Source organism: Variovorax sp. GW460-12-1-14-LB1 (assembly GCF_059423605.1).
In genome coordinates this window covers 1-22,577 of the sequence record NZ_JBWKYF010000057.1, presented here as the reverse complement: position 1 = coordinate 22,577, position 22,577 = coordinate 1, and the positions used below count along the sequence as shown (strand labels likewise).

The 22,577-nt window shown below is 67.5% G+C and carries 25 protein-coding genes; 9 read left to right on the top strand and 16 right to left on the bottom strand.

The window, feature by feature from the left end; translation table 11 throughout:
* Positions 1–74: 74 nt before the first annotated feature.
* From AC07Y4_RS24115 to AC07Y4_RS24090, 6 genes are all read right to left on the bottom strand, one after another.
* Positions 75–896 (bottom strand): alpha/beta fold hydrolase, encoded by an 822-nt coding sequence (locus AC07Y4_RS24115; protein ID WP_487848093.1) that lies wholly within the window; start codon positions 894–896, stop codon positions 75–77.
* Positions 897–953: 57 nt separating this feature from the next.
* The gene (locus AC07Y4_RS24110; protein ID WP_495275208.1) at positions 954–2,537 is read right to left on the bottom strand and encodes an MFS transporter; all 1,584 of its coding nucleotides are present in this window, start codon (positions 2,535–2,537) and stop codon (positions 954–956) included.
* Positions 2,530–2,928, bottom strand: a complete 399-nt coding sequence (locus AC07Y4_RS24105) for a DoxX family protein (RefSeq protein ID WP_487848094.1) — start codon at positions 2,926–2,928, stop codon at positions 2,530–2,532. The genes AC07Y4_RS24110 and AC07Y4_RS24105 overlap by 8 nt, the downstream gene beginning before the upstream one ends.
* Positions 2,929–2,936: 8 nt before the next feature.
* On the bottom strand, positions 2,937–4,829 hold the full coding sequence (locus tag AC07Y4_RS24100; RefSeq protein WP_487848139.1) for an amidohydrolase: 1,893 nt from the start codon (positions 4,827–4,829) through the stop codon (positions 2,937–2,939).
* 80 nt (positions 4,830–4,909) lie between these two features.
* Positions 4,910–5,206, bottom strand: a complete 297-nt coding sequence (locus AC07Y4_RS24095; RefSeq protein WP_487848095.1) for a DUF1427 family protein — start codon at positions 5,204–5,206, stop codon at positions 4,910–4,912.
* A gap of 29 nt (positions 5,207–5,235) precedes the next feature.
* Positions 5,236–5,889, bottom strand: coding sequence for a hydrolase (locus AC07Y4_RS24090; RefSeq protein WP_495275207.1), 654 nt, complete (start codon positions 5,887–5,889; stop codon positions 5,236–5,238).
* 180 nt (positions 5,890–6,069) lie between these two features.
* Here AC07Y4_RS24090 and AC07Y4_RS24085 point away from each other — a divergent pair, with 180 nt between their 5' ends.
* Complete coding sequence (locus AC07Y4_RS24085) at positions 6,070–6,981, top strand: LysR family transcriptional regulator (RefSeq protein ID WP_487848096.1); 912 nt, start codon at positions 6,070–6,072, stop codon at positions 6,979–6,981.
* 22 nt (positions 6,982–7,003) lie between these two features.
* Here the strand turns inward: AC07Y4_RS24085 and AC07Y4_RS24080 are convergent, their stop codons facing one another.
* Positions 7,004–7,633, bottom strand: coding sequence for a 2-hydroxychromene-2-carboxylate isomerase (locus AC07Y4_RS24080; RefSeq protein ID WP_070060143.1), 630 nt, complete (start codon positions 7,631–7,633; stop codon positions 7,004–7,006).
* Positions 7,634–7,797: 164 nt separating this feature from the next.
* Between AC07Y4_RS24080 and AC07Y4_RS24075 the strand changes: the two genes are divergently transcribed.
* Positions 7,798–8,643 carry an alpha/beta hydrolase gene (locus AC07Y4_RS24075; protein WP_235944225.1) on the top strand — a complete coding sequence of 282 codons (846 nt, stop codon included), beginning with the start codon at positions 7,798–7,800 and terminating at the stop codon, positions 8,641–8,643.
* A 24-nt stretch (positions 8,644–8,667) separates the two neighbouring features.
* Here AC07Y4_RS24075 and AC07Y4_RS24070 read toward each other — a convergent pair whose 3' ends face one another.
* The 3 genes from AC07Y4_RS24070 to AC07Y4_RS24060 all read right to left on the bottom strand — a co-directional run bounded on the left by AC07Y4_RS24070 (position 8,668) and on the right by AC07Y4_RS24060 (position 10,633).
* Positions 8,668–8,958: a putative quinol monooxygenase gene (locus AC07Y4_RS24070; RefSeq protein WP_487848097.1), complete on the bottom strand. Its 291-nt coding sequence runs from the start codon at positions 8,956–8,958 to the stop codon at positions 8,668–8,670.
* A gap of 161 nt (positions 8,959–9,119) precedes the next feature.
* Entirely contained in the window at positions 9,120–10,082 is a 963-nt protein-coding gene (locus AC07Y4_RS24065; RefSeq protein ID WP_487848098.1) for an AraC family transcriptional regulator, read from the bottom strand.
* Between the two features lie 242 nt (positions 10,083–10,324).
* Positions 10,325–10,633: a hypothetical protein gene (locus tag AC07Y4_RS24060; protein ID WP_487848099.1), complete on the bottom strand. Its 309-nt coding sequence runs from the start codon at positions 10,631–10,633 to the stop codon at positions 10,325–10,327.
* Positions 10,634–10,836: 203 nt separating this feature from the next.
* On the opposite strand from AC07Y4_RS24060, the gene AC07Y4_RS24055 reads away from it, so the two are divergent.
* The 4 genes from AC07Y4_RS24055 (at position 10,837) to AC07Y4_RS24040 (ending at position 15,018) form a co-directional block, all read left to right on the top strand.
* Positions 10,837–11,775 (top strand): phospholipase D-like domain-containing protein, encoded by a 939-nt coding sequence (locus tag AC07Y4_RS24055; protein ID WP_495275206.1) that lies wholly within the window; start codon positions 10,837–10,839, stop codon positions 11,773–11,775.
* Positions 11,776–12,401: 626 nt separating this feature from the next.
* A complete protein-coding gene (locus AC07Y4_RS24050; RefSeq protein WP_070060146.1) occupies positions 12,402–13,604 on the top strand; it encodes an MFS transporter in 1,203 nt (400 codons plus the stop codon).
* 65 nt (positions 13,605–13,669) lie between these two features.
* The gene (gene dkgB, locus AC07Y4_RS24045; protein WP_487848101.1) at positions 13,670–14,491 is read left to right on the top strand and encodes a 2,5-didehydrogluconate reductase DkgB; all 822 of its coding nucleotides are present in this window, start codon (positions 13,670–13,672) and stop codon (positions 14,489–14,491) included.
* Between the two features lie 101 nt (positions 14,492–14,592).
* A complete protein-coding gene (locus AC07Y4_RS24040; RefSeq protein WP_487848102.1) occupies positions 14,593–15,018 on the top strand; it encodes a PaaI family thioesterase in 426 nt (141 codons plus the stop codon).
* Between the two features lie 25 nt (positions 15,019–15,043).
* On the opposite strand, the gene AC07Y4_RS24035 is transcribed toward AC07Y4_RS24040, so the two are convergent.
* Positions 15,044–15,427, bottom strand: a complete 384-nt coding sequence (locus AC07Y4_RS24035; RefSeq protein WP_369631231.1) for a hypothetical protein — start codon at positions 15,425–15,427, stop codon at positions 15,044–15,046.
* A gap of 131 nt (positions 15,428–15,558) precedes the next feature.
* Between AC07Y4_RS24035 and AC07Y4_RS24030 the strand changes: the two genes are divergently transcribed.
* Positions 15,559–16,419 carry a DUF7822 domain-containing protein gene (locus AC07Y4_RS24030; RefSeq protein ID WP_487848103.1) on the top strand — a complete coding sequence of 287 codons (861 nt, stop codon included), beginning with the start codon at positions 15,559–15,561 and terminating at the stop codon, positions 16,417–16,419.
* A gap of 4 nt (positions 16,420–16,423) precedes the next feature.
* On the opposite strand, the gene AC07Y4_RS24025 is transcribed toward AC07Y4_RS24030, so the two are convergent.
* From AC07Y4_RS24025 to AC07Y4_RS24005, 5 genes are read right to left on the bottom strand one after another with little or no spacing between them, the layout of a single operon-like run.
* The gene (locus AC07Y4_RS24025) at positions 16,424–16,918 is read right to left on the bottom strand and encodes a nucleoside deaminase (protein WP_492679192.1); all 495 of its coding nucleotides are present in this window, start codon (positions 16,916–16,918) and stop codon (positions 16,424–16,426) included.
* 20 nt (positions 16,919–16,938) lie between these two features.
* A complete protein-coding gene (locus AC07Y4_RS24020) occupies positions 16,939–18,255 on the bottom strand; it encodes a cyanate transporter (protein ID WP_487848105.1) in 1,317 nt (438 codons plus the stop codon).
* On the bottom strand, positions 18,252–19,454 hold the full coding sequence (locus AC07Y4_RS24015; protein WP_487848106.1) for an amidohydrolase family protein: 1,203 nt from the start codon (positions 19,452–19,454) through the stop codon (positions 18,252–18,254). The genes AC07Y4_RS24020 and AC07Y4_RS24015 overlap by 4 nt, the downstream gene beginning before the upstream one ends.
* Positions 19,455–19,492: 38 nt before the next feature.
* Positions 19,493–20,968, bottom strand: a complete 1,476-nt coding sequence (locus AC07Y4_RS24010) for a sodium:solute symporter family protein (protein ID WP_159278585.1) — start codon at positions 20,966–20,968, stop codon at positions 19,493–19,495.
* On the bottom strand, positions 20,965–21,192 hold the full coding sequence (locus AC07Y4_RS24005) for a DUF3311 domain-containing protein (protein ID WP_159273847.1): 228 nt from the start codon (positions 21,190–21,192) through the stop codon (positions 20,965–20,967). Before AC07Y4_RS24005 ends, AC07Y4_RS24010 begins: the two co-directional genes overlap by 4 nt.
* A 167-nt stretch (positions 21,193–21,359) precedes the next feature.
* Here AC07Y4_RS24005 and AC07Y4_RS24000 point away from each other — a divergent pair, with 167 nt between their 5' ends.
* Both AC07Y4_RS24000 and AC07Y4_RS23995 read left to right on the top strand, forming a co-directional pair.
* A complete protein-coding gene (locus tag AC07Y4_RS24000; RefSeq protein WP_307582963.1) occupies positions 21,360–22,127 on the top strand; it encodes a GntR family transcriptional regulator in 768 nt (255 codons plus the stop codon).
* Positions 22,128–22,196: 69 nt separating this feature from the next.
* On the top strand, positions 22,197–22,577 hold a 381-nt coding region (locus tag AC07Y4_RS23995), incomplete at its 3' end, for an EamA family transporter (protein WP_495275205.1).

Sequence of the window (22,577 nt, the reverse complement as noted above, 5' to 3'; positions counted from 1 at the left end):
CCGGATTATCGCCACCGGCGGCGCCCTTCGCGCCGGAAGGGCCGCAGGGCGCGGCCCTTTCGACACACCCGGCCTCAGCCCTGGATGAACGCCAGCAGGTCGGCGTTCACCTGCGCCGCGTGCGTGGTGCAGGTGGCATGCGGCGCGCCGGCGTACAGCTTGAGCTGGCTGCCCTTGATCATTTCGGCCGCCAGCTTGCCCGTGGCCTCGAAGGGCACGACCTGGTCGTCGTCGCCGTGGATCACGAGCGTGGGCACGTCGATCTTCGCCATGTCGGGGCGGAAGTCGGTCTCGGAGAACGCCGTCACGCAGTCGATGGTGGCCTTGATCGAGGCCTGCAGCGCGATCTGCAGCGTCTGCTTGAACACGCCCTGCGACACCTTCGCGCCCGGGCGGTTGGTGCCGTAGAACAGCGTGCTGAAGTCGTCGATGAACTGCGCCCGGTCGGCGGCCAGCCCGGCGCGGATGCCCGCGAAGAGCGACGCCTCGGGGCCCACGGGATGGTCCGCGGTCTTCATGAACAGCGGCGTCACCGCGCTGATGAGCGCCAGCTTGGCCACGCGCGCGCTGCCCTTGCGCGCGATGTAGCGCGTGACGTCGCCGCCGCCCATCGAGAAGCCCGCCAGGATCACGTTTTTCAGGTCGAGCGTTTCGATCAGCTCGGCGATGTCGTCGGCGAAGGTGTCGTAGTCGTAGCCGGTCCAGGGCTGGCTGGAGCGGCCGAAACCGCGGCGGTCGAACGCGATGACGCGGTAGCCGCGCTCGGCAAAGAACAGCATCTGGGCGTCCCACATGTCGGCGCTCAGCGGCCAGCCGTGGCTGAAAAGAATCGGCTGGCCGCTGCCCCAGTCCTTGTAATAGAGCTCGGTGCCGTCGCGAAGGGTCAGTGTGGTCATGGTTTTTCCTTGAGATGGACGAAAGGGTGAAAGGGAAAGAGAAAGAATCCGCGCCGCTCAGAGCGCCAGGAAGTGATGCACCTCGGGCTTGCCCGGGCCGATGTGAAAGCGCAGCGCCTCGGCCTGCAGGTCGGCGTCGGCGTGCGACACGCGGTGGTGCTGGCGCAAGTGCTCGGCCCACGACTCCACGAGGAACCACTCCATCACGCGCTCGGCATCGGCCGTGTGCTCGTGCACGCCCCAGGCGTAGGCGCCGTCGCGGCGGCGCTCCAGCGACAGGCGCTTCATCGCATCGAGGAACGCCGGCCGGTCTTCCTTGCGGATGCGGTACTCGACCTGGATCATCACGGGCCCGCGGTCGTGCGCCACCGGCTCGGCCAGCAGCGGCTCGGGCCAGTGGTTCGAGGCCTGCAGGTCGGCCTCGCCGGCGGGCAGGCGCACGCGATGGAACACCAGCCCCATCACCACCAGCCCCACCGCGCCCGCCACCAGCGTGGCCGGCACGCCGATCTGCTGCGCGACCAGGCCCCAGCCCAGGCTGCCGGCGGCCATGGCGCCGTTGAACACCGTGAGGTACACGGCCAGCCCGCGCCCGCGCACCCAGTTCGGCAGGATCGACTGCGCCACCCCGTTGAGCGTGGTCAGCGCAATGATCCAGCCCAGCCCGAGCACGCCCAGCATCGGCACCGCCAGCCATTGCGGCGGCGCGAACACCAGCGCGCCCATCACCGCCGCCGTGAGCAGCGAGGCCAGCAGCAGCATGCCGTCGGCATCGAGCCGGGCACGCAGCCGCGGCATCACCAGCGCGCCGCCAATGGCGCCCGCGCCCACGGCGCCCAGCAGGATGCCGTAGAAGCTCGCCGTGCCGCCGAGCATCTGCCGCGCCACCAGCGGCAGCAGCGCCCACACCGAGCTCGCGAACAGGAAGAACACCGCCGCGCGCAGCAGCACCACGTGCAGCTCCTTGCTGGCCCGCGTGTAGCGCAGGCCGGCGCGGAAGGCGCCGAAGAAGTTCTCGGACAGCCCGCTGTCCACCGCCGCCGGGCGCTTCCACCACAAGAGCGCCGCGATCACGAACACGTAGCTCAGCACGTCCAGCCCGTAGGTGGCGGCCGCGCCGAAGCTCGCCAGGATCAGCCCGCCCGCCGCCGGCCCGATGGAGCGCGCGATGTTGATGCCCAGCGAGTTCAGCGCCACCGCGCCCTTGAGCTCGCTGCGCGGCACCAGCTCCGGCACGATCGACTGCCAGGTCGGCCCCATGAGCGCCGCGCCGATGCCGCCCACGAAGGTCAGCGCAATCAGGTACTCGACCGTGAGCGTGCCCGTGTGCGACAGCACCAGCAGCGTGCCGCTCACCGCGGCCAGCAGCACCTGCACGAAGATCAGGAAACGCCGGCGGTCGAGGATGTCCGACAGCACCCCCGCCGGAATCGCCAGCAGGAAGATCGGCAGCGTCGCCGCCGTCTGGATCAGCGCCACCGCCGTCGGGCTGGCCGACAGGTCGGTCACCAGCCACGAGCTGGCCACGTCGCGCATGAAGCTGCCGATGTTGCCCAGCACCGTGGCGGCCCACAGCACGGCGAAGACCGGCTGGCGCAGCGGCGCGAACGCGCTGGCGGCTTTGGCTTGGGGCTCAGTCATCGTGGCGCTCCTTGAGGTCGAGCCAGGCGACCAGCATGAAGCCGCCGACCAGGCCCAGGTGTTCGAAGAAGGAGTTGGCCGCCATGAAGCGTTCCTGCCCCAGCGGCATCTCCCAGAAACGCAGCGCGACGAAGGTCGCCATCAGCGTGAAGCCGCCCAGCGCGAGCGCGCCGAGCCAGCGCCAGAAGCCGGTGAGGATGAGCGCCGCGGCGCCCAGCTCCAGCACGATCACCGCCACGGCCAGCGGGCCGGCCGGCGCCAGGCCGAAGTGGTTCATCTCGGCGATGGCGGCGTTGAAATCCAGCGCCTTGTTCAGGCCGCCCTGCAGGTAGGCCGCGCACAGCAGCAGCAAGGCGATCCAGCGCACGGCGGGCGACAGGGTCCAGTGCATGGCCTTCATCACACCGCCCAGCAGGCGCAACCCAGCGCGCCCCAGAAGCTCTTCAGGTCGGCAATGGGCAGCTTGCTGCTCCAGGCCGTCGCATGGCTGTGGCCGTGCACGTTGCAGTCGTTGGCGCAGGCGCACGACATGGCCGCGTTGCGCATCACCTTCTGCAGCGGCGCGCCCTCTGCCGTGTCGGCCCAGCCGGCATAGCCGCCGAAGGTGCGCGCGGGCGACCAGTCGGGCATGGCGGGCGGCAGGCCGCCTTCGTCGTGCGCGGCGAACGGGCCGGCGCCGTAGACCACCTTGCCGCCCACCATCGTGAGCAGCGCCGTGGTGTCGGCAATCTCCGATTCGGCGCAGGCGAAGAAGTCGCGGTCAGGCACCACCAGGTCGGCCAGCTGGCCTTCCTGGATGCGGCCCTTCTTGCCCTCTTCGTTCGAGAACCAGGTGACGTTCTCGGTCCACATGCGCAGCGCGGCCTCGCGGTCCAGGCAGTTGCGCTGCGGGTACAGCTGCATGCCGCCCACCGTCTTGCCCGTGACCAGCCACGACAGCGACACCCACGGGTTGTACGAGGCCACGCGCGTCGCGTCGGTGCCGGCCGACACCTTCAGGCCGCGCTCCAGCATCTTCTTGACCGGCGGCGTGGCCTCGGCCGCGCCGGGGCCGTAGCGCTCGACGAAGTACTCGCCCTGGTAGGCCATGCGGTGCTGCACCGCCACGCCGCCGCCGAGCGCGGCGATGCGGTCCATCGACTTCTCGGAAATCGTCTCGGCATGGTCGAAGAACCAGTTCAGGCCGGCCAGCGGCGTGTCCTTGTTGACCTTCTCGAACACGTCGAGCGAGCGGCTGATGGTTTCGTCGTAGGTCGCGTGCATGCGCCACGGCCAGCGGTTCTGCGCCAGGATGCGCACCACGCCTTCGAGGTCGCCTTCCATTTCGGGCGCCATGTCGGGGCGCGGCTGGCGGAAGTCTTCGAAGTCGGCCGCCGAGAACACCAGCATCTCGCCCGCGCCGTTGTGGCGGAAGTAGTCGTCGCCCTGCTTGTACCTGGAGTTCGCGGTCCAGTTCAGGAAGTCGTCCTTCTCGGCCTTGGGCTTCTGCGTGAAGAGGTTGTAGGCCAGGCGGATCGTGAGCTGCCCGTCGTCGTGCAGCTTCTGGATCACTTCATAGTCGTCGGGGTAGTTCTGGTTGCCGCCGCCCGCGTCGATGGCGCCGGTCACGCCCAGGCGGTTGAGCTCGCGCATGAAATGGCGCGTGGAGTTGAGCTGGTAGTCGAAGGGCAGCTTCGGCCCCTTGGCCAGCGTGGCGTACAGGATGGCCGCGTTCGGCTTGGCCAGCAGCAGGCCCGTGGGGTTGCCGGCGCTGTCGCGCACGATCTCGCCGCCGGGCGGCGCGGGCGTGTCCTTGGTGTAGCCCACGGCGCGCAGCGCGGCGCCATTGAGCAGCGCGCGGTCGTACAGGTGCAGGATGAACACCGGCGTGTCGGGCGCCACCGCGTTCAGCTCGGCCAGGGTCGGCAGGCGCTTCTCGACGAACTGGTGCTCGGTGAAACCGCCCACCACGCGCACCCACTGCGGCGCGGGCGTGATCGCCACCTGGCGCTTGAGCATGCCCATGGCATCGGCCAGGCTCTTCACGCCGTCCCAGCGCAGCTCCATGTTGTAGTTCAGGCCGCCGCGAATGATGTGCAGGTGGTTGTCGATGAGGCCCGGCAGCACGCGCTGGCCTTGCAGGTCGATCACGCGGGTCTGGCTGCCGGCCAGCGGCAGCACGTCTTCGGCGCGGCCCACGCGGATGAAGCGGCCGTCCTTGATGGCCACCGCGTCGGCCGTGGGGTTGGCACGGTCCAGCGTGGTGAAGCGGCCGTTGCGCAGGATGAGGTCGGGGGTCTGGGTGGTGGCCATGGTGGATGCGGGTGCGAGGGAGGTGGCTGCGAAGGCGCCGAGGGCGCCCAGGAAGTGGCGGCGTTGCGGGTCGGGGGCGTTCATGCGTCGCTCCGCTCGGACGGACGGCTGCCGGCGGCGTCGGTCTTCACCGCCCCGGGCTGCGCGCAGGTCGGCAGCTCGCCGAACACGTGCGGCTTGACCTGGTCATGCAGCCACGAGGCGGCGGCTGGCCGGTCGAACACCTGCCGCACCAGCGGCGGGATCTGCTCGCCGAGCAGGATGCCCAAGAGGCCCACCAGGGCGATCACCGGCGGCGCCGGCGAGCGCACCTGGAAGAGCGCGTAGATCACGCCGACCAGCAGGCCGAGCGCGAGGGAAACGACATAGGTCTTCATGGTCGGTCGGCCTTCCGGGTGCGCTGCGCTCAACCCTCGTGGGCGTCGAACATCGTCTTGGCGTACGTCACGCCCAGACCGTAGGCGCCGCCCACCTTCTTCGCAATACCGGTCGTCAACTCGTAGGTGTCGCCACGCGCCCAGTCGCGCTGCAGCTCGAGCAGGTACTGCAGCGAGGTCATCGGCTGCGCGCCGGCCTGCACCATGCGCTCCATCGCGCGGTTGTGCGCCTCGGTGGACACGTCGCCGCAGGCGTCGGCAATCACGTACACCTCGAAGCCCTGGTCCAGCGCCGACAGCGCCGGGCCCACGATGCACACGCTGGTCCACAGGCCCGCCAGCACGATGCGCGGCTTGCCGATGGCGTTCACGCGCTCGATCACGGCGGCGTCTTCCCAGGTGTTCATCGAGGTGCGGTCGAGCATCTTCTGGCCGGGGAAGGCGTCGGTGATCTCGCTGAACATCGGGCCCGAAAAGCTCTTCTCGGCCACGGTCGTGAGGATGGTCGACACCTTGAAGCCCGCCGCCGCCTGCGCCACCAGCGCGGCGTTGTTGCGCAGGTTCACGGCGTCGATGGAATGCGTGGCAAAGGCCATCTGCGACTGGAAGTCGATCATCACCAGCGTGTGGTCGGTGGGGGTGAGCAGCTTGGCGCCGGCGGTGGGGGTGGCTTGGACGGTCATGAAAGGCTCCTTCGGCAAAGTTGGGTGCGTGGATATTCGATTCGATTCACAATCGCTTTCGGAGGGAATCTCCTTGGCGTGGGCTGAATCATCCGGTGCGCGCAGGGCCTCATCGACGAAACTTTTCACCATCAATGATCGAAGTTTTCGATCATTCCTTTTTGCTGCGAGGAACGCCCCGTGCTCAAGCTCACCCTGGAAGCCATCGAGGTCGTCGACGCCATCGCGCGCCACGGCTCCTTTGCCGCCGCCGCCGCGCGGCTGAACAAGGTGCCCTCCACCATCTCCTACGCCGTGGGCAAGCTCGAAGAGCAGCTGGGCATGCTGCTGTTCGAGCGCAACGGCCCGCGCGTGACCCTCACCGCCGCCGGCGAAGAAATGCTCAAGGAAGGCCGCTGGCTGCTCGGCGCCGCGAGCGACCTCGAATCGCGCATGCGGCAGATTGCCACCGGCTATGAATCAGAGCTGCGGCTGGTGCACGACTCGCTCATTCCCACGCAGGCCTTCATGGACGACATCCGCGCCTTCGAAGACCTGCGCTGCGGCACGCGGCTGCGCATCGGCTGCGAGGCGCTCACCGGCAGCTGGGAGGCGCTGCGCGAGGGCCGCGCCGACATCGTCGTGGCCGCGGGCGAAGGCCCGGCCGGCGGCGGCCACCAGGCCGTGGCCGTGGGCAGCCTGGCGTTCGCCTTCTGCGTCGCGCCCACCCACCCGCTCACGCGGCTGAAGCGCCCCGTGCAGCGCGGCGACCTCATCGACTGCAACGCCATCGTCGTCGGCGACACCGCGCGCACCCTGTCGGACCGCACCGTGGGCCTCATGGCCGGCCAGCCGCGCATCACCGTGCCGTCGATGGCCGCCAAGGTCGCCTGCCAGGTCGCCGGGCTGGGCCACGGCTTTCTGCCGCGTGCCTGCATCACCGACGAGCTGGCGCGCGGCACGCTGGTCGAACTGCCGACCGAGGAACCGCGCGCACCCGAAGCCTTCTGGCTCGCGTGGAAGACTGGCGCGCAGGGCCAGGCGCTGCGCTGGTGGCGCGAGCAGCTGCACCGCACGCTCGTGCCCGCGCTGCTGCCGCGTTCGTTCCTCTGAAGAAAAAAAGAGAGCTTGTCGCTCAGCCGCCGGCGCGCAGCTTGTCCAGCGCCCGGTCGAGAAACGCCAACCGGTCTTGTCCCCAGAAGCGCTCGCCGTTCAGGATGAACGTGGGCGCGCCGAACACGCCCGCTTCCACCGCGTCGGCGCTGTTGGCGCGGTACACGGCCAGCACCTCGGCCGACTGCTCCAGCGCCTGCAGCGCCGCGCCGTCGTAGCCGTTTTCATCGGCGATCGCGATGCGCACCGCGGCCTGCGCCGTGTCGCGCTCCTCGGCCCACAGCGCGCGCAGCAGCGCGTGCGACAGCGGCTGCGCGTCCAGGCCCTGCAGCTGGGCGGCGATCACCATCCAGCCGGGGTACTTGTTCCAGTTGGGGTCGGTCGGCGCGCCCTTCGGGTAGTGCGCGGGCTCCAGGTTCATCGGCATGCCGAGGTAATCGCGCCAGCGCGACAGCTCCAGCGCGTGGTACGTGCGACGCGGCTCGGGGCGCGTCTTCAGCGGAATGCCGCCGGTCTGCGGCACCACCGCCTGGAAGTCGTACGGCTTGAGCGTGAGCTGCACATGGTGGCGGCGCACGATGTCTTGCAGTTGAGGGCCGCCGAGGTAGGCCCAGGGCGAGGAAAGGCTGTAGTAGCAGTCGATGGCGATCATGCGGGGATTATCTTCAGCCCCCGGCCGGCGCGCCGCGCGCCACGGCCATACACCTCGCAACGCACCGCCTCGCGAACGCGGTGAAACTACGCCCCTTGCGCGTTGTGCATCGGCCGGGCCCGGCCCTTGCGATGCCACGCCGCCACTTTCCCGGGAGCCCTGATTTGCAGAAGAACACCCAAGCCAAGATTGCCCGCATTGCCCTGTCGGCCTCGGCCGCCGCCATTGGCAGCCTGGCCGCCTACTGGACCCTGCTCGCCACGCGCCAGGGCCACATTCTTTTCAACGCCCGCAAGCTGCCCGTGGTGCATCTGTCGGACGATTTCTCGACCTACTCGCACCCCGTGCCGGGCGGCATGGTGCGCGGCTACGTCTACCACCCGCAGGGCGAAGACGCGCTGCAGGACCTGTTCATCTACTTCGCCGGCCGCGGCGAAGACGTGCGCGCCACTGCGCAGATGCTGCACTGGCTGCCCGAGGGCTTCGGCTTTGCGGCCCTCAACTACCGGGGCGTGGCCGACTCGCAGGGCGCGCCGTCTGAAATCGCCTCCGTGGCCGACGCCGCCCAGTTCGCCAGCCACCTGCGCCGCGCCTTTCCGCAGGCACGGCTGCACGTGGTGGGCCGCAGCCTGGGCACCGGCGTGGCCATCCAGCTCGTGGCGCGGCAGGAGTTTGCGAGCCTGCAGCTCATCACCCCCTACGACTCGCTGCTCGAAGTCGCCAAGAAGCGCTTTCCGCTCGTGCCGCTGTCGCTGTTGCTGCGCCACCGCTTCAACTCCATCGAGCACAGCAAGGAAGTCGCCGCCAAGACCCAGGTGCTGCTCGCCGCGAAGGACGACGTGGTGCCCCACGAACGCTCCGAAAAACTCATCGCCGCCTGGCCCACGCCCGTGAGCGTGCAGACCGTGTCGAACTCGGACCACCACAACATCACCGGGCTCGAAGAGACCTGGCTGATGCTGGTGGACTTTGCGTTGACGGCGGTGTTGCCGGAGACGAAGGCGGCGTAAGGGGCGCAAGCGGCCAGGGCTTTTTCAAAGCTCCCGGCAATAGCTGCTGACAGGCTCCCGCGCCAACTCCCCCGCCAGCGCATCCCAGGCCCCCGACGCCACCGCGCCCGCGATGTGTGCCTGATGGTGTGCCTGCGACGCCCACGATTCGACCAGCGTGAAAACGCAGTCGTTGTCGCTGCGCCCGAACAGCCGCACGCTCCGGCACCCATCCGCCGATGGCAGCGACTGCTTGACCTGGTTCATGAGTTCCGCGAACGCAGACGCGCGCTCGGGCTTGGCTTCGAAAGTGATGATGACGTTGATCGGGTCCATGGACATTTCTTCTTCGCGTGGGCTTGTGGATTCAATGAATGAATGAAAAGAGAGAGCAGGCAGGTTAGCCAGCCCCCTCCCCCGCGCCTAGGCACGAAGCTGCGAAGAAATTGACCATGGCTGCGAAGGACGCACGCAGCCGTGCCGGGGTCACCCCGGCATCAGGCCGCCTGCATGCGCCGCACGTACTCCGCAGGCGTCGTCTCGAACCGTCTGCGAAACGCGCGGTTGAAATGCGCCGCACTCTCGAACCCCACCTTGGCAGCCGCATCGCCGGGGCGCAGCCCGGCGCCCAGCATCAGCGAGCGCGCCTCTTCCAGGCGCAGGTCGCGAATGCAACGCATCGGCGTGACGCCGGCCACCTCGCGAAAGCTGTGCGCGAAGTGCGAAGGGCTCATGTGGACGTGGCTCGCGATCTCGGCCACCGACAGCGGCCGGCCCAGATGGCGGCGCATGAAGGCGATGGCCGTCTGTATGCGGGCGCCGGCCTTGGTGACGGCGCCCGCGCTGCGGATGGCGGCGGCGGCCTCGGAGCGCAGCAGCCGCAGCACGATTTCCTCGACGGCCAGCGGCGCGAGCGTGCGGCGGTCCACCGGGTCATCGGCCGCCAGCAGCAGGCGGGCGAAGGCCTCGACCACCTCCGGCCCCACCGGGGCCGTGAAGTGCTCGCGCACGCGGGCGGGCTCGGCCGGCCGTGCGCCACCGCCTTCGGCCAGTGCGAGGACCGACTTGACCAGCACGTCGGGCGGCAGGTCCAGGTGAATGGCCAGGTACGGCGCCGCGGCGCTCGCCCCGACGACGGTGCCGAGGCACGCGACCTCGGCCCCGAGCACCAGGCACTGCGTGGCGCCGTAGGCCAACGAACGGCCGCCGCCGAGGTGCGCGGTCTTGCGGCCCTGCAAGACCACCACCACGCCCGGCGTGAGGCGCTGGGTTTTCTCGTAGCGGATCGGGTGTGAAAAGCGGTAGCAGCGCAGGCCCGGGTACAGCGCGTCGGTGCGGCCGTCCGCAGGGGTTCGCGCTGCGACCATGTCGCGCAGACGGGTCCAGGCCGCGGAAATGAAGGTGGCCTCTTCGAGTTTGTTGTTGTTGCTGTCGTCGGCGGCAATGGGCGCAACTGGCATCGGCTTTGTCGTGGGGAAGAGAGAACGCTGGAAAGCGAACGGGATGCGCAGCGTAGCCGGTCAGCACGCGCCCGTGAGCGTGCAGACCGTGTCGAACTCGGACCACCACAACATCACCGGGCTCGAAGAGACGTGGTTGATGCTGGTGGACTTTGCGTTGACGGCGGTGTTGCCGGAGACGAAGGCGGCTTGAGGGTTGCGGGCCGATCGTGAGGCAGAGGCTTCACGCCGGCCGCCGGGGGCTAGGCCGACTTGAGCGAGGGGTGCGCTTGCAGCGCATCGCGTACCGCGCCGGCTGTTGCGTTGACGATGGCGATGCGCGTCATCAACGCTTCGTTGAGCAGGCGCAGCAAGGCGCTCAGTTCGGTGCGGGTGGGGGCGAGCTCTTCGCTGTCGTTCAGGGCGCTGGTGTCTACGAGCTTTTCTAGCGCGGTGTAGGCGCGCATTACCGCGTTGAGGTTGTCGGCGTCGTCGCAGGCTTGCAGGGCGAGGTCGTCGAGGGAGGCGGAAGGAATGCGAGATTGCGCGCAGGCGCGAGCGGATTCAGCCATGAGATGGACTCCAAGTTGCGCAGAGGTTCATCAGGCTTCCAAACCCGGCCGCACCACCTAGCGCGACGAGGCGAAGTATATCTATCGACCATCGCAAACTCGTCGAAATTCCAGAGGGAAACCATATGTCTGCGATGTTCCCCCATCCGTCATGCAGAATAATTAGGTTTTCTTATTGAAAATATCGACTTGGAGGAGACAAGATGAATTCGAAGCGATCGGTTAAATTTTACGCAAACGCGACACGCGCTTGGAATGTGGCAGCTCAGGGCGAATCGATCAGCCCTTTGCTAATCTCCCCCTACATTACGTCCACCATCGCCCGTACGATTGGGCGAAGACACGTTGCATCGATATACACGCTATTCGATGCGGAGCTCTTCGCTAGAGGAGCGTCATCGCTCAGCACTTTGGAAGCATTAATAAAAGACGGCCACTCCGTTTATTTTTTACCAGACGTTCATGCGAAAGTAATGCTATTTGGCAATCAAATCGCAACAGTAGGAAGTCAAAATTTGACCAGGCGCGGAACAAAAAACAAAGAATCAACTGCCGCATTTAATGACAATCAAGAAATTCTCAAAATACGCTCCTTGACAGATTCTTGGCTCACCCTTGCAGAGCCAATCACGCTAGCGATGATTCTGGCCATGAAGCAGAAGCTCCCACCTATTCGACGAGCCTTTAAAAAGATCGATCAAGCGGCCTCATTTCTAACGGAAAACATATTAGCCGATGCTCGAACTCTTCGAACACGCACTCAGGTCGCTGCCACCTTTGAGCAACATCAACGTGCGATTCGAAGAATTCAAAATTCACTCGCACATACTCAAAGGCCAGCGGAGAGAATTTTTGCGCGGGTTCATCAATTTTCGGATGGAACAACTTCGCTGCTTCGTCTATTTGCACAAGACAGCTTCACTTCTTGGAGCTTTCCCAATCAGACAGTAAATCTCCATCGAATTACTCGATATCTATGCTTGCTGGAAAAGAATGGCGCTATCGGCTGGGCACGCGTAGGAGAGTCAAGAATTTCATTTATCAATGACCGCCTCAGAATTCAATTAGAGTTCGAAAAAAAAACTATGAAATTCTTTTCCTTGCCGACTGGAATGAGAAACGACTTTTCGCGAGAAACTTAGCAATCGAAGTATTCGATGAATCGGGCGTCAAATTTTGCGAACTCCACTGCTCCTTCGAAGTAAATAAATTGAGACTACTAGAAATCACATCCGAGCCAAACTCTCGTTTTTCGAAAATTATTTCCAATTTCCGAAAAAAATTCCCTGATCTATCCCAGGTACTTTTGAAACAAATGCTTCACCCATTTGATTACAAATTAGCCCTCTCCGGGAAACGTCCCCTGGAGTTTGTGGGAGCAGTTGGTCAGTGCATCAGTGTCGAACTAGTAAAAATGGCAAACTACAACTTCCTCGTCCTCCGCGAAGTTCAATAAAACAACCCCTCCAGTTTTAAAAAACTCACAAGGGAAATTGTTCTTCATAGAAATTCGAATGCACACCAATATCGCGTCAATCTCATTATAAAATACATTGATATTTGAAATTCTCATAAATTGGTACGCGTAATTACCTCCGGTTTCCCATCTCGAATCATGGAGTCGCCCCGACCTCCTTAAAGGCCTCAGAGTTAGCACGCAAGAATCCACGAACTATTGCTCTGCAGGCAACTATCTTCTGCCCTAACCCCCATTTATCCGCAAAGGTATCCACAAGACACTCCTCCTCATCCCAGAAGGAGTGCTCTCATGCCAATCGCCTTGCTCGCGCTGACCCTCAGCGCCTTCGCCATCGGAACGACCGAGTTCGTCATCGTTGGCCTCATTCCCACCGTCGCTGCCGATCTCGGCATCGGCCTTCCCTCGGCGGGCCTGCTGGTCAGCCTCTATGCGCTGGGCGTTGCCATCGGCGCGCCGGTGCTCACGGCCCTCACGGGCAAGCTGCCGCGCAAGGCGCTGCTGCTCGGGCTGATGGCCCTCTTCACGGTCGGCAACCTGCTGGCGTGGCAGGCGCCCAGCTATGAATCGCTGATTGCCGCCCGCGTGCTCACGGGGCTGGCGCACGGGGTGTTCTTCTCGATCGGCTCGACGATTGCCACCGGCCTGGTGCCGAAGGAAAAGGCGGCGAGCGCCATCGCGATCATGTTCACGGGCCTCACGGTGGCGCTGGTCACGGGCGTGCCGCTGGGCACGTTCATCGGGCAGCACTTCGGCTGGCGCGAGACCTTCCTGGCGGTGTCGGCGCTGGGCGTGGTCGCCTTCATCGGCAGCTGGATCTTCGTGCCGGGCAACATCCGCCACACGCCGCCGGCCTCGCTGGCGCAACAAGCGAAGGTGCTGGCCGAGCCGCGCCTGCTGCTGGTGTATGCCAAGACGGCCATCGGCTACGGCGGCTCGTTCATTCCGTTCACGTTCCTGGCGCCGATCCTCACCGACGTGTCGGGCTTCAGCGCCGGCGCGGTGGGCTGGGTGATGCTGGTGTACGGCATCTCGGTGGCGGTGGGCAACATCTGGGGCGGCAAGCTGGCCGACCGCATGGGTCCGATTCCGGCGCTGAAGATCATCTTTGCGCTGCTGGCGGCCGTGCTGCTGGTCTTCAACTTCGCGGCGCCGCACAAGTGGCTGGCGCTGGTGGCGGTGCTGATGTGGGGCGCAGTGGCGTTCGGCAACGTGCCGGGGCTGCAGGTGTACGTGGTGAAGCAGGCCGAACGCTTCACGCCGCAGGCGGTGGACGTGGCCTCGGGCCTGAACATCGCGGCCTTCAACCTGGGCATTGCGGGCGCGGCCTGGGCCGGCGGCCTGATCGTGACGCACCTCGGGCTGATGCACACGCCCTGGATCGGCGCACTCGTCGTGCTGGTCTCTCTGGCCCTCACGCAGTGGAGCGGCTCGCTCGACCGCCGTGCCGGCATTCCGGTGCGCGCCTCGGGGCCGGTGCCGGTCGGGCACTGAGCCCTCTTTCCTCTTCTCTTCTTTTTCTTTCTTTTCTTTCTTTGAACACAAGGAACACACACGCCATGACCACGAACAACCACACCCCCATTCCCGCCTTCGGCCTCGGCACCTTCCGCCTGCAGGGCCAGGTGGTGATCGACTCGGTGAAGAACGGCCTCGACCTGGGCTACCGCACGATCGACACGGCGCAGATCTACGGCAACGAAGCCGAGGTGGGCCAGGCCATTGCCGAAAGCGGCGTGGCGCGCAGCGACCTGTTCATCACCACCAAGATCTGGACCGACCACTACGCGAAGAGCAAGCTGGTGCCCAGCCTGAAAGACAGCCTCGCCAAGCTGCGCACCGACCATGTGGACCTGACGTTGATCCACTGGCCCTCGCCCGCCAACGCGGTGCCGGTGGCGGAGTTCATGGGCGCGCTGGCCGAGGCCAAGGCGCTGGGGCTCACGAAGCAGATCGGCGTGTCGAACTTCAACATCGCGCTGATGCAGGAGGCCATTGCGGCCGTGGGCGCACCGGCCATTGCCACGAACCAGATCGAGCTGCACCCCTACCTGCAGAACCGCAAGGTGGCGGCCTTCGCGCAGAGCCAGGGCATCCGCATTACCTCGTACATGACGCTGGCCTACGGCAAGGTGCTGAACGACCCGGTGATCGGCGCCATTGCCACGGCGCACGGCGCCACGCCCGCGCAGGTGGTGCTGGCCTGGGCGATGCAGCTGGGCTACGCGGTGATTCCGTCGTCGACCAAGCGAGCGAACCTCGAAAGCAACCTGAAGGCGCAGCAACTGACGCTGACCGAGGCCGAGATGGCGCAGATCGCCGCGCTCGACCGGGGCGAGCGGCTGACCGACCCGCAAGGGCTGTCGCCGGCGTGGGATTGAGGCGCTGGCACGGGGCGTAGCGCCGCGCGGCAGAATGCAGTGACCCCTCGGGGCGCCTCCACAGGCGCCCTTTTTCTTCTGCTTCTTTTCGCTTGCCAGCCATGACCGACCTCCACACCCGCATCTCCGACAGCTTCAACGCACAGGGCCTGATGGCCACGCTCGGCGCGCGGCTGGTGCATGTGGGCGACGGCGAGGTGCACATCGAGATGCCGTTTGCAAAAGCGCTGTCGCAGCAGCGCGGCTATGTGCATGCGGGCGCGGTGACGAGCATCGTCGACAGCGCCTGCGGCTACGCGGGGCTCACGAAGGCGCCGCAGGGCTGCGACGTGGTGACGGCGGAGTTCAAGATCAACTTCATGCGGCCCGCGCTGGGCGAGCGCTTCCTGGCGGTGGGCCGGGTGCAAAGCTCGGGCAAGCTGCTCGCGGTGTGCACGGGCGAAGTGCGTGCCTTCGCGAAGGCGGGCGACACCGATTACAAGGTGGTGGCGATGATGCAGGCGACCATCGTGAACGTGCCGCAGTGAGCGAACGACACCCCGCTTCGCGCGGCTAGCAGCGCGGCGTGGTGGCTTCGCTCTGTTCTTGTTGTTGCTGCTGCTTCTGCTGCTCGGCGATCACCGCGCGGCACAGGGCCTGCAGTTCGGCCGCGACGATGTCAGGCGCCTTGCGCAGTTCGGCAATGTCGCGCTCGCCGACGCAGTGGCCTTCGAGGCGCACGTAGATGCGACTGAAGTTGCCCCCGAGCGCGCGTGCAATGTCGCGCAGGCAATCGGCCACGCTGGCAAAGCCGGTGTGGCTGTACGAGCTGGGCGGGATCACGCCCTTGGAGCGCGGCGCGCGCACGGAATACAGGTACGACGCGCCTTCAGACCGCAGCTCCACCACGGGCTGCAGACCGCGCTGAACGTCGCCGTTGCCTTGCTTTCCTTGCATGGGGCGGAGTGTAAATCTGGCGAAGGCAGAATCTGCCGACCAGGCCGAAGGCCGCTTCGCGAGGGGTGGCTCTTCTTCATTCTTGTCACGGCGACGCGCTCACATTGCAGCCGCCATTCACACTTTGATCCATGGCCAATCGCTCTTACCTCTACAGCCTCACCAACCGGCCCACGGCGTACACGGACCGCCCCGAAACGATCTCGGGCCTGTCCGAATGGAACTACGACATTCCGTTCATGTACCGGCTGCTGATGTCGGGCGATCCGCAGCTGTGCGCGTCGCTGATCTCCGACGGCCTCGACAGCGACGAGGGGGATGAGAAGGTCCGGCTGTACGCGATCAGCGGCCGCTTCGAGCCGGGCTTTGCGCGGGTGAAGCGGCTCATTGACATCATGCGGTACCTGGCGGCGCAGGCGCCGGTGCCTGCGCCCGCGCCCGCTGCCGCGCCCGTCGTGGCCGCGCCGAAAGCCACGTCGTTCGTCGACCGGCTCAAGGGCTGGTTCTCGCCGTCGGCCGCACCGAAGGCACCGCCTGCGGGTGTCGCACGCGCAGCGGCGACACCCGCGACGGGCTCGACGCAGCTGCCGGGCTGGCTGGACGAGACCCTGGCTTTTCTCGAAGCCCACCGCAACGAGCACCTGCTGCTGGAGACGGTCGAGCTCGACACCATGACCGAATCGGAAGAAGCCCCGCTGCGGGCCTGCGTCGAGAAGGAGCTCGCGCGCTGCCAGCAGGCCGGCGCCGCGCTCGATGCGCTGCCGCAAGACATCGCGGCGGCGGCGCAGGTGCTGCGCGAAGCCGGTGCGAAAAAGCAGACGGCCCCGCTCGATGCGTTCTTCGGGCTGCGCTTCGACGACGACTGCGACAGCACGCGCAGCCGCGCCACGGAATATCCGCTGGGGCTGCAGTGGTACGACGTGCTGTACTTCGGCCTGCCCAACCGCGCCGAGTTCGAAGCCGCAACGCGCGGCGACGCAGCGGCCGCGTAGCGTTTCAGTCGCCGCGCCGCGGCTCGGCCCATGCCGACAGGATGCGCACGGCTTCGGCGTCCATCTTCTGCTCGGCCGGCTGCGCACGCGCGGCCAGCGGTGCGCCGGCTTCGGTGCGCAGCACGTCGACGTCGATGGGGTGGCGCGCCGCCACGGTCACGCCTTTGAATGCGTCACCCGACTGCGCGAGCGTGGCCGCGTAGTACAGCTGGCCGATGCCCGCGATGTGCATGGCCGCCACGCACATGGCGCAGGGCTCGCACGAGGTGTAGAGCTCGCAGCCCGACAGGTCGACGGTGCCCAACCGGCGGCAGGCATCGCGAATGGCCTCGACCTCGCCATGCGAGGTGGGGTCGTGGTGCGCGACGGAGTGGTTGAAGCCCTCGCCCACCACCTCGCCGTTCTTGACGACGACGGCGCCAAAGGGCTCGGTGCCGGGTTCCTGGAGTGCACGGGCCGAAAGGGCCAGGGCGCGTTGCATGAAGTGTTCGTTGTACATGGGTCGAATCTCCTTGGGTCTCAGGCTTTGCGGGCCTGCTCGATGGGGGACGGCGCGGACGCGGCCTGCGCGCCGAACAGGCCCGCGGTGGCACTGGCGTAGCGGCGCGGATCGAAGCGCAGCACGGCGGGCAGCAGCAGCACGGTGACCGCGGCCAGGTAGGCCCAGGCCATGGTGAAGCCGCCGGTCTGCTCGCGCACCCAGCCGGTGACGAAGGGCGCGAGCGCCGCAATCATGAAGCCCACGCCCTGCATGAAGCCCGCGAGCGCGCCGGCCTGCGCGGGGTCGGGCCGGTGGTCGAGCGCGAGCACCATGCACAGCGAGAACGCACCGCCCAGGCCCGCGCCGAGCACGACGGCGATGACGGCCGCCGGCACGGGCAGCGCAAGCCCGAGCGCCGCAAAGCCCGCCAGCTGCGCGAGCAGCGCACCGACCAGCCAGCGCCGCAGGTCGCGCTGGCCGCCGCGCCGCGCGAGCGCCGGCAGTGTGAGCGCGCCGACGACCTGCGCCAACGTCATGAGCGCGAGCACGGCGCCGCCCTGCTGCGCCGTCCAGCCGCGCTCGGCATGGAAGTAATGCGGCAGCCACGCGACGAGGCTGGTGTAGCCGCCATTGATGAGGCCGAAGCACAGCGCCAGCAGCCACGCGCGGCGGTGGCCGAAGCAGCGCAGCCAGGCGCGGTCGAGCGAGGGGTCGGCAGTGCCTCGTGCAGATGACGGCGCGGACGGCAGCTGGCGCGCACCGCGCAGCCACGCCGCCAGCGCCACCACCGCGAGCACCGCCCACATGGCGAGGCCGGCGTGCCAGTCGAGTTGCGCATCGCCGCCCACGGCGCGCGCGAGCCACGGGCTGGCCATGGCGCCGAGCCCGCCGCCGCCCATGATGGCGGCCGAATAGAGCCCCGTCATGAGGCCCAGCCGCGCGGGGTAGGCCTGCTTGACCACGCCGGGCATGAGCGCCTGCACCAGCCCCACGCCCGCGCCCGCGAGCGCAGCGCTCCACAGCAGCGCCGCGGCGCCGCCCGCCACGTAGCGGCCGGCGCAGGCCAGCGCGATGGCGCCGAGCCCGAGCGCGATGCCGCCGCGCGCGCCCAGGCGCTGGCCCACGGCCGCGCCCGACAGCGACACCGCGCCCATCGCGAACATCGGCAGCACGGTGAGCAGCGCGACGGCATGGAAGCCGATGCCGGTGGCGGCGCGGATCGGTTCGAGCAAGGGGCTGCTCGACGTGAGAAAGGCGCGCAGGTTGAGCGCCACCAGCACGACCACGCAGGCGAAGAAGACCGGGCCCGCGCCGGTGCGCGGGTTGTCGGGTGCGGAGGATGCGGCGCGGCTCACGCGGGCACGGCGCCGGGCACGAGCGTGCCGTGTCGGGCGACCACGCGGCCGCCCGACACCACGAGCTTGCGCACGGGGCGGCCCACCACGGCCTGCGCGGGCGTTTGCGCGTCGACCAGCACGAGGTCGGCGCGGCAGCCCACGTCGAGCCCGTAGGCCGCGAAGCCGCAGCCGCGCGCGCCGGAATGGGTGACAGTGTCGAGTGCCACTTCGAGCTCGTCGTCGCGGCGCAGGTTGTAGCGCAGGCCGATGAGCATGGCGCGCTCGAGCATGTCGGGGTTGCCGTAGGGCGACCAGGTGTCGCGGATGCCGTCGTTGCCGCCGAGCACGGTGACGCCGGCGGCGCGGCACGCCATGAGCGGCGGCACGTTGCGCGAAGCCGGCGCGCTGGTGATGAGCACCACGCCGAGCTTGGCCATGCGCGCGAGCAGCACGTCGCGCTCGCGTTCGCTCACGTCGCCCAGGCAGAAGCCGTGGCTGATCGCGACCTGGCCCTGCATGCCCAGCGCCTCGGTGCGCTGCAGGATCAGATCGAGCGAGAAGGCGCCCATGGCGCCGGGCTCGTGCAGATGGATGTCGACGGGGCGCTGGTGCTTGTGGGCGATGCCGAACAGCACGTCGAGCGACTTCACGGGGTCGCCGTCGATGGCGCAGGGGTCGAGGCCGCCGAGCACGTCGGCGCCCAGGGCCAGCGACTGGTCGAGCAGCTCGGCGGTGCCGGCGCGCCCGAGCAGCCCAGACTGCGGAAACGCGACGACCTGGATCTGCTGCACCTCGCGCAACGTCTCGCGCGTGCGCAGCGTGCCTTCGAGGTGGCGCAGGCCGGCCTGGGTGTCGACGTCGACGTGCGTGCGCAGGCGCGTGGTGCCGAGCGCGAGAAAGGCCTTGGCCAGCACCAGCGACTGCGCGGCGGCGTCGTGCCCGCTGGCGTGGCGGAAGGCGCGCTCGTTCTCGATCTTGTCGGTGAGGTTCGTGCCGACCTCGTTGCGGTACCAGTCCATGCCCCACATCGTCTTGTCGAGGTGGGTGTGGCCTTCGACGAGGCCGGGCAGCAGCAAGGCGCCCTCGCCGTCTTCAATGGTGGCGCCGGCCGGTGCGGCCAGCGCCGCGCCGATCTCGGCAATGCGGCCGTCGTGCACGCGCACGTCGACAGGAGACGCACCCAGGGGGCGCACGTTGCGGATCAATAGCTGGGTCATTCGGTTTCGTTCGTGGGTCAGAGGCAAGAGAAGACCGGTCAGGCGGGTTGCGCCGCCACGGTGCGCGGCAGCACGCGCGGCGTGACGAGCGCCACCGCCACGAAGACCAGCGCGTTGACCGCCAGCGCCACCAGCCCGGTGTTGAGCGACTTGAAGACCACGGGCGCCGCCGGGAACAGCGTGCCGAGGTTCGCGCCGGTGGTCATCGTGAAGGCCAGCACCGCACCGCCCGCGAGGATGCCCGCAAAGGCCGCGTGCTTGCTGCCGAAGGGTTTCTTCATGAGGCTGAACAGCAGCGAGGGCAGCAGCTGCGTGAGCAGGCTCGACGCGAAGATGGCCACGGCCACGATGGTGGTGCCGCCGCGCAGCACGAAGTACACGGCCACCAGCGCGAACACGGGCAGCACGCCGCGCGCCACGCGCGAGACCTGTTTGTCGGTGGCGTGGGGCGCGAAGCCTTCCTTGTAGACGTTCTTGCCGATCACGGTGGAGGCCGTGAGCAAAATCATCGAGCCCGGCACCAGCGCGGTGAGCACGCCCGTGCCGCCGATCACGCCCACGAACCACGGGTCGAAGGTGTGCTTCACGAGGCCGAACAGGGCCAGGTCGACCTCGGAGCCCTTGAGCCCCGGCACCTGCAGGATGGCCGCGAAGCCCACCAGGAACAGGAAGGCGATGACCACCTGGTACAGCGGCATCAGGATGGTGTTGCGGCGCACCGCGCTCGCGCTGCGCGCGGCGTACACCGAGGTGAGGTTGAACGGGTACAGGTAGTAGCCCAGCGCCGTGAGCAGGATGGTCGAGTTGTACCAGGTGAGGTTCAGGCCCTCTTTCGGAAACTCGAAGAAGCTGGGGTTGGCCGCATGGATGGCGCTGAACATCGGCGTGACGCCGCCGTAGTAGTGCCAGGGCAGGTACACGCCCAGGAACACGGCGAGCACGAGGATCAGGATGTCCTTCACGATGGCGATGCTGGCCGAGCCGTGGATGCCCGAGAACAGGATGTAGCTGACCATCACGAGTGTGCCGATCCAGATCGCCACCTGCGGCGCGATGGAGCCGTACGAGGCCTCCGACACGATGATGCCCAGCCCGCGCAGCTGGATGGTGAGCAGCGCCACCATGCCCATGAGCGCCACGACGGACACCAGCACGCCGAGCGGGCGGCTGTCGTACTTGTGGGCGAAGAAGTCGGAGAACGACACCAGCTTGTGCGCGGTGGCGTAGCGCCAGATGGCCGGCAGCATCCAGAAGGCCATGAGGTAGGCCAGGCCGCCGTAGGCCAGGATGTAGAAGGCCGGCGAGCCCTTGCTGTACGACCAGCCGCTGGCGCCCAGGAAGGTGAAGGTCGAGAACGACTCGCCCGCCATGAGCAGGAACACCATGATCGTGCCCAGCCCGCGCCCGCCCAGCGCCCATTGCTCCAGGCTCATGGTGCGCCCGCGCCGCGCGAGCACGGCCAGGCCGAGGGCGCCGGCCACGAACAGCGCGATCACGCCGAGTGCGGCGTTCATCGCGCGTCTCCTGCGGCCTGGGCAGCCTGCGCGTCCTGCGCGTCGAGGTCGCCTTCGGCGCGGTCGATGACCACCATGACCAGCGAGGTCAGCACCAGCCAGCTCACGTTCCAGACCATCAGGAAGGGCATGCCGAGCACGAAGGTGGGCGCGACGGACGACAGCCATCCCCCGCTGAAGAAGGCGGCGACCGGCAGCAGGGCCAGCCATTTGGCGAGTTTCATGGGATGTCTCTGTGTGTTCGGGTGGTTGGAAATTCGATCTTCTTTTGGTTAACCATCTTATATATTTTGGTTAACCAAACGGCGCGAGTGGTACGGAGCCGGGCGGGCCGCGTCAATCCGGGGGCTTTCCCGGAGGTGGCGGGGTGCAGGCAATAATCCGCAGGCCCATGCCTGCCGCCACCCGCCGATCCGCCGCGCCCGCCCCTTCGACTGAACCCATCGAGTCCGCCGACGACGCGAACGTGGACGAGCGCGTCTACGCCGCCGTGTCCAAGGCGCTGCTCAGCGGCAAGCTGCGCCCCGGCACGCCGCTGCGCGAGCGCGCGCTGGCCGAGGCGCTGGGCTGCACGCGCGGCGCCGTGCGCAAGGTGCTGGCGCGGCTGGGCTCCGAGAAGCGGCTGGTGCTGGAGCACAACCGCGGCGCCTTCGTGCCCAACCCGTCGATCGACGACATGCGCGGCATCTACCGCGCACGCCGCATCGTGGAAGCCGGGCTGGTCGCCACGCTGTTCGGCCGGCTGGCGCGCGAGCAGGTGGCCGCGCTGCGCAAGCACGTGCAGGCGGAGCAGAAGGCGTTCAAGGAAGGCCGGCGCGAGGACGCGATCCGCCTGGCCGGCGACTTCCACCTGCTGCTGGCGCAGATGGCGGGCAGCGACGAGCTGCTGTCGTACATCCGGCGGCTGATTGCGAACACCGAGCTGTACAAGGCGCTGTACGACTCGGCCGAGGCCGCGAGCTGCGCGCCGCGTGAGCACGAACAGATCATCGAAGCGCTCATGGGCGACTCGCTCGACGCCGCGCTGGCCGTGGCGCTGGAGCACCTGGACGAGCTGGAGCAGCGCGTGATCGCGGGGGCGGCGGCGGAGCAGGAGGTCGACCTGGCGGCGCTGCTGAACGGCGCTGCGCCGGCGCGAAGCCACGGGCACGATCACTGAGGCTTTCGCGCCCACATTTCGTCCGCGAGCGAAGTGTCGAGGGGCCGGTCTCGCGAAGATCGGCGCACCATGCCAACGACCTCGCTCGCCGCCTCAGGCCGACCCCACGCCCCCGCCTTCGAATGGGCGCTGCTCGCGGTGCTCGCGACCTGCTGGGGCGCCTCGTACACCTTCATCAAGATCGGCGTGGCGACGATCCCGCCGGTCACGCTGATCGCGGCACGCACCCTGATCGCCGGGTTGCTGCTGCTCGCGGTGCTGCGCCTGCGCGGCGTGCGCTTGCCCAAAGACGGCGCGACATGGCGGCGCTTCGCGCTGCAGGCTGGCCTGAACAGCGTGCTGCCGTTCACGCTGATCGCGTGGGCCGAACGCAGCGTGGATGCGGGGCTGGCGACCATCCTCAACTCGACCTCGCCGATCTTCATCTTCCTGCTGGGATGGGGCCTGGGC

Coding starts and splice junctions, on each gene's coding strand:
- AC07Y4_RS24115 (WP_487848093.1), bottom strand. CDS start 896: ATGACCACACTGACCCTTCGCGACGGCACCGAGCTCTATTACAAGGAC.
- AC07Y4_RS24110 (WP_495275208.1), bottom strand. CDS start 2,537: ATGACTGAGCCCCAAGCCAAAGCCGCCAGCGCGTTCGCGCCGCTGCGC.
- AC07Y4_RS24105 (WP_487848094.1), bottom strand. CDS start 2,928: ATGCACTGGACCCTGTCGCCCGCCGTGCGCTGGATCGCCTTGCTGCTG.
- AC07Y4_RS24100 (WP_487848139.1), bottom strand. CDS start 4,829: ATGGCCACCACCCAGACCCCCGACCTCATCCTGCGCAACGGCCGCTTC.
- AC07Y4_RS24095 (WP_487848095.1), bottom strand. CDS start 5,206: ATGAAGACCTATGTCGTTTCCCTCGCGCTCGGCCTGCTGGTCGGCGTG.
- AC07Y4_RS24090 (WP_495275207.1), bottom strand. CDS start 5,889: ATGACCGTCCAAGCCACCCCCACCGCCGGCGCCAAGCTGCTCACCCCC.
- AC07Y4_RS24080 (WP_070060143.1), bottom strand. CDS start 7,633: ATGATCGCCATCGACTGCTACTACAGCCTTTCCTCGCCCTGGGCCTAC.
- AC07Y4_RS24070 (WP_487848097.1), bottom strand. CDS start 8,958: ATGGACCCGATCAACGTCATCATCACTTTCGAAGCCAAGCCCGAGCGC.
- AC07Y4_RS24065 (WP_487848098.1), bottom strand. CDS start 10,082: ATGCCAGTTGCGCCCATTGCCGCCGACGACAGCAACAACAACAAACTC.
- AC07Y4_RS24060 (WP_487848099.1), bottom strand. CDS start 10,633: ATGGCTGAATCCGCTCGCGCCTGCGCGCAATCTCGCATTCCTTCCGCC.
- AC07Y4_RS24055 (WP_495275206.1), top strand. CDS start 10,837: ATGAATTCGAAGCGATCGGTTAAATTTTACGCAAACGCGACACGCGCT.
- AC07Y4_RS24050 (WP_070060146.1), top strand. CDS start 12,402: ATGCCAATCGCCTTGCTCGCGCTGACCCTCAGCGCCTTCGCCATCGGA.
- dkgB (WP_487848101.1), top strand. CDS start 13,670: ATGACCACGAACAACCACACCCCCATTCCCGCCTTCGGCCTCGGCACC.
- AC07Y4_RS24040 (WP_487848102.1), top strand. CDS start 14,593: ATGACCGACCTCCACACCCGCATCTCCGACAGCTTCAACGCACAGGGC.
- AC07Y4_RS24035 (WP_369631231.1), bottom strand. CDS start 15,427: ATGCAAGGAAAGCAAGGCAACGGCGACGTTCAGCGCGGTCTGCAGCCC.
- AC07Y4_RS24030 (WP_487848103.1), top strand. CDS start 15,559: ATGGCCAATCGCTCTTACCTCTACAGCCTCACCAACCGGCCCACGGCG.
- AC07Y4_RS24025 (WP_492679192.1), bottom strand. CDS start 16,918: ATGTACAACGAACACTTCATGCAACGCGCCCTGGCCCTTTCGGCCCGT.
- AC07Y4_RS24015 (WP_487848106.1), bottom strand. CDS start 19,454: ATGACCCAGCTATTGATCCGCAACGTGCGCCCCCTGGGTGCGTCTCCT.
- AC07Y4_RS24010 (WP_159278585.1), bottom strand. CDS start 20,968: ATGAACGCCGCACTCGGCGTGATCGCGCTGTTCGTGGCCGGCGCCCTC.
- AC07Y4_RS24005 (WP_159273847.1), bottom strand. CDS start 21,192: ATGAAACTCGCCAAATGGCTGGCCCTGCTGCCGGTCGCCGCCTTCTTC.
- AC07Y4_RS24000 (WP_307582963.1), top strand. CDS start 21,360: ATGCCTGCCGCCACCCGCCGATCCGCCGCGCCCGCCCCTTCGACTGAA.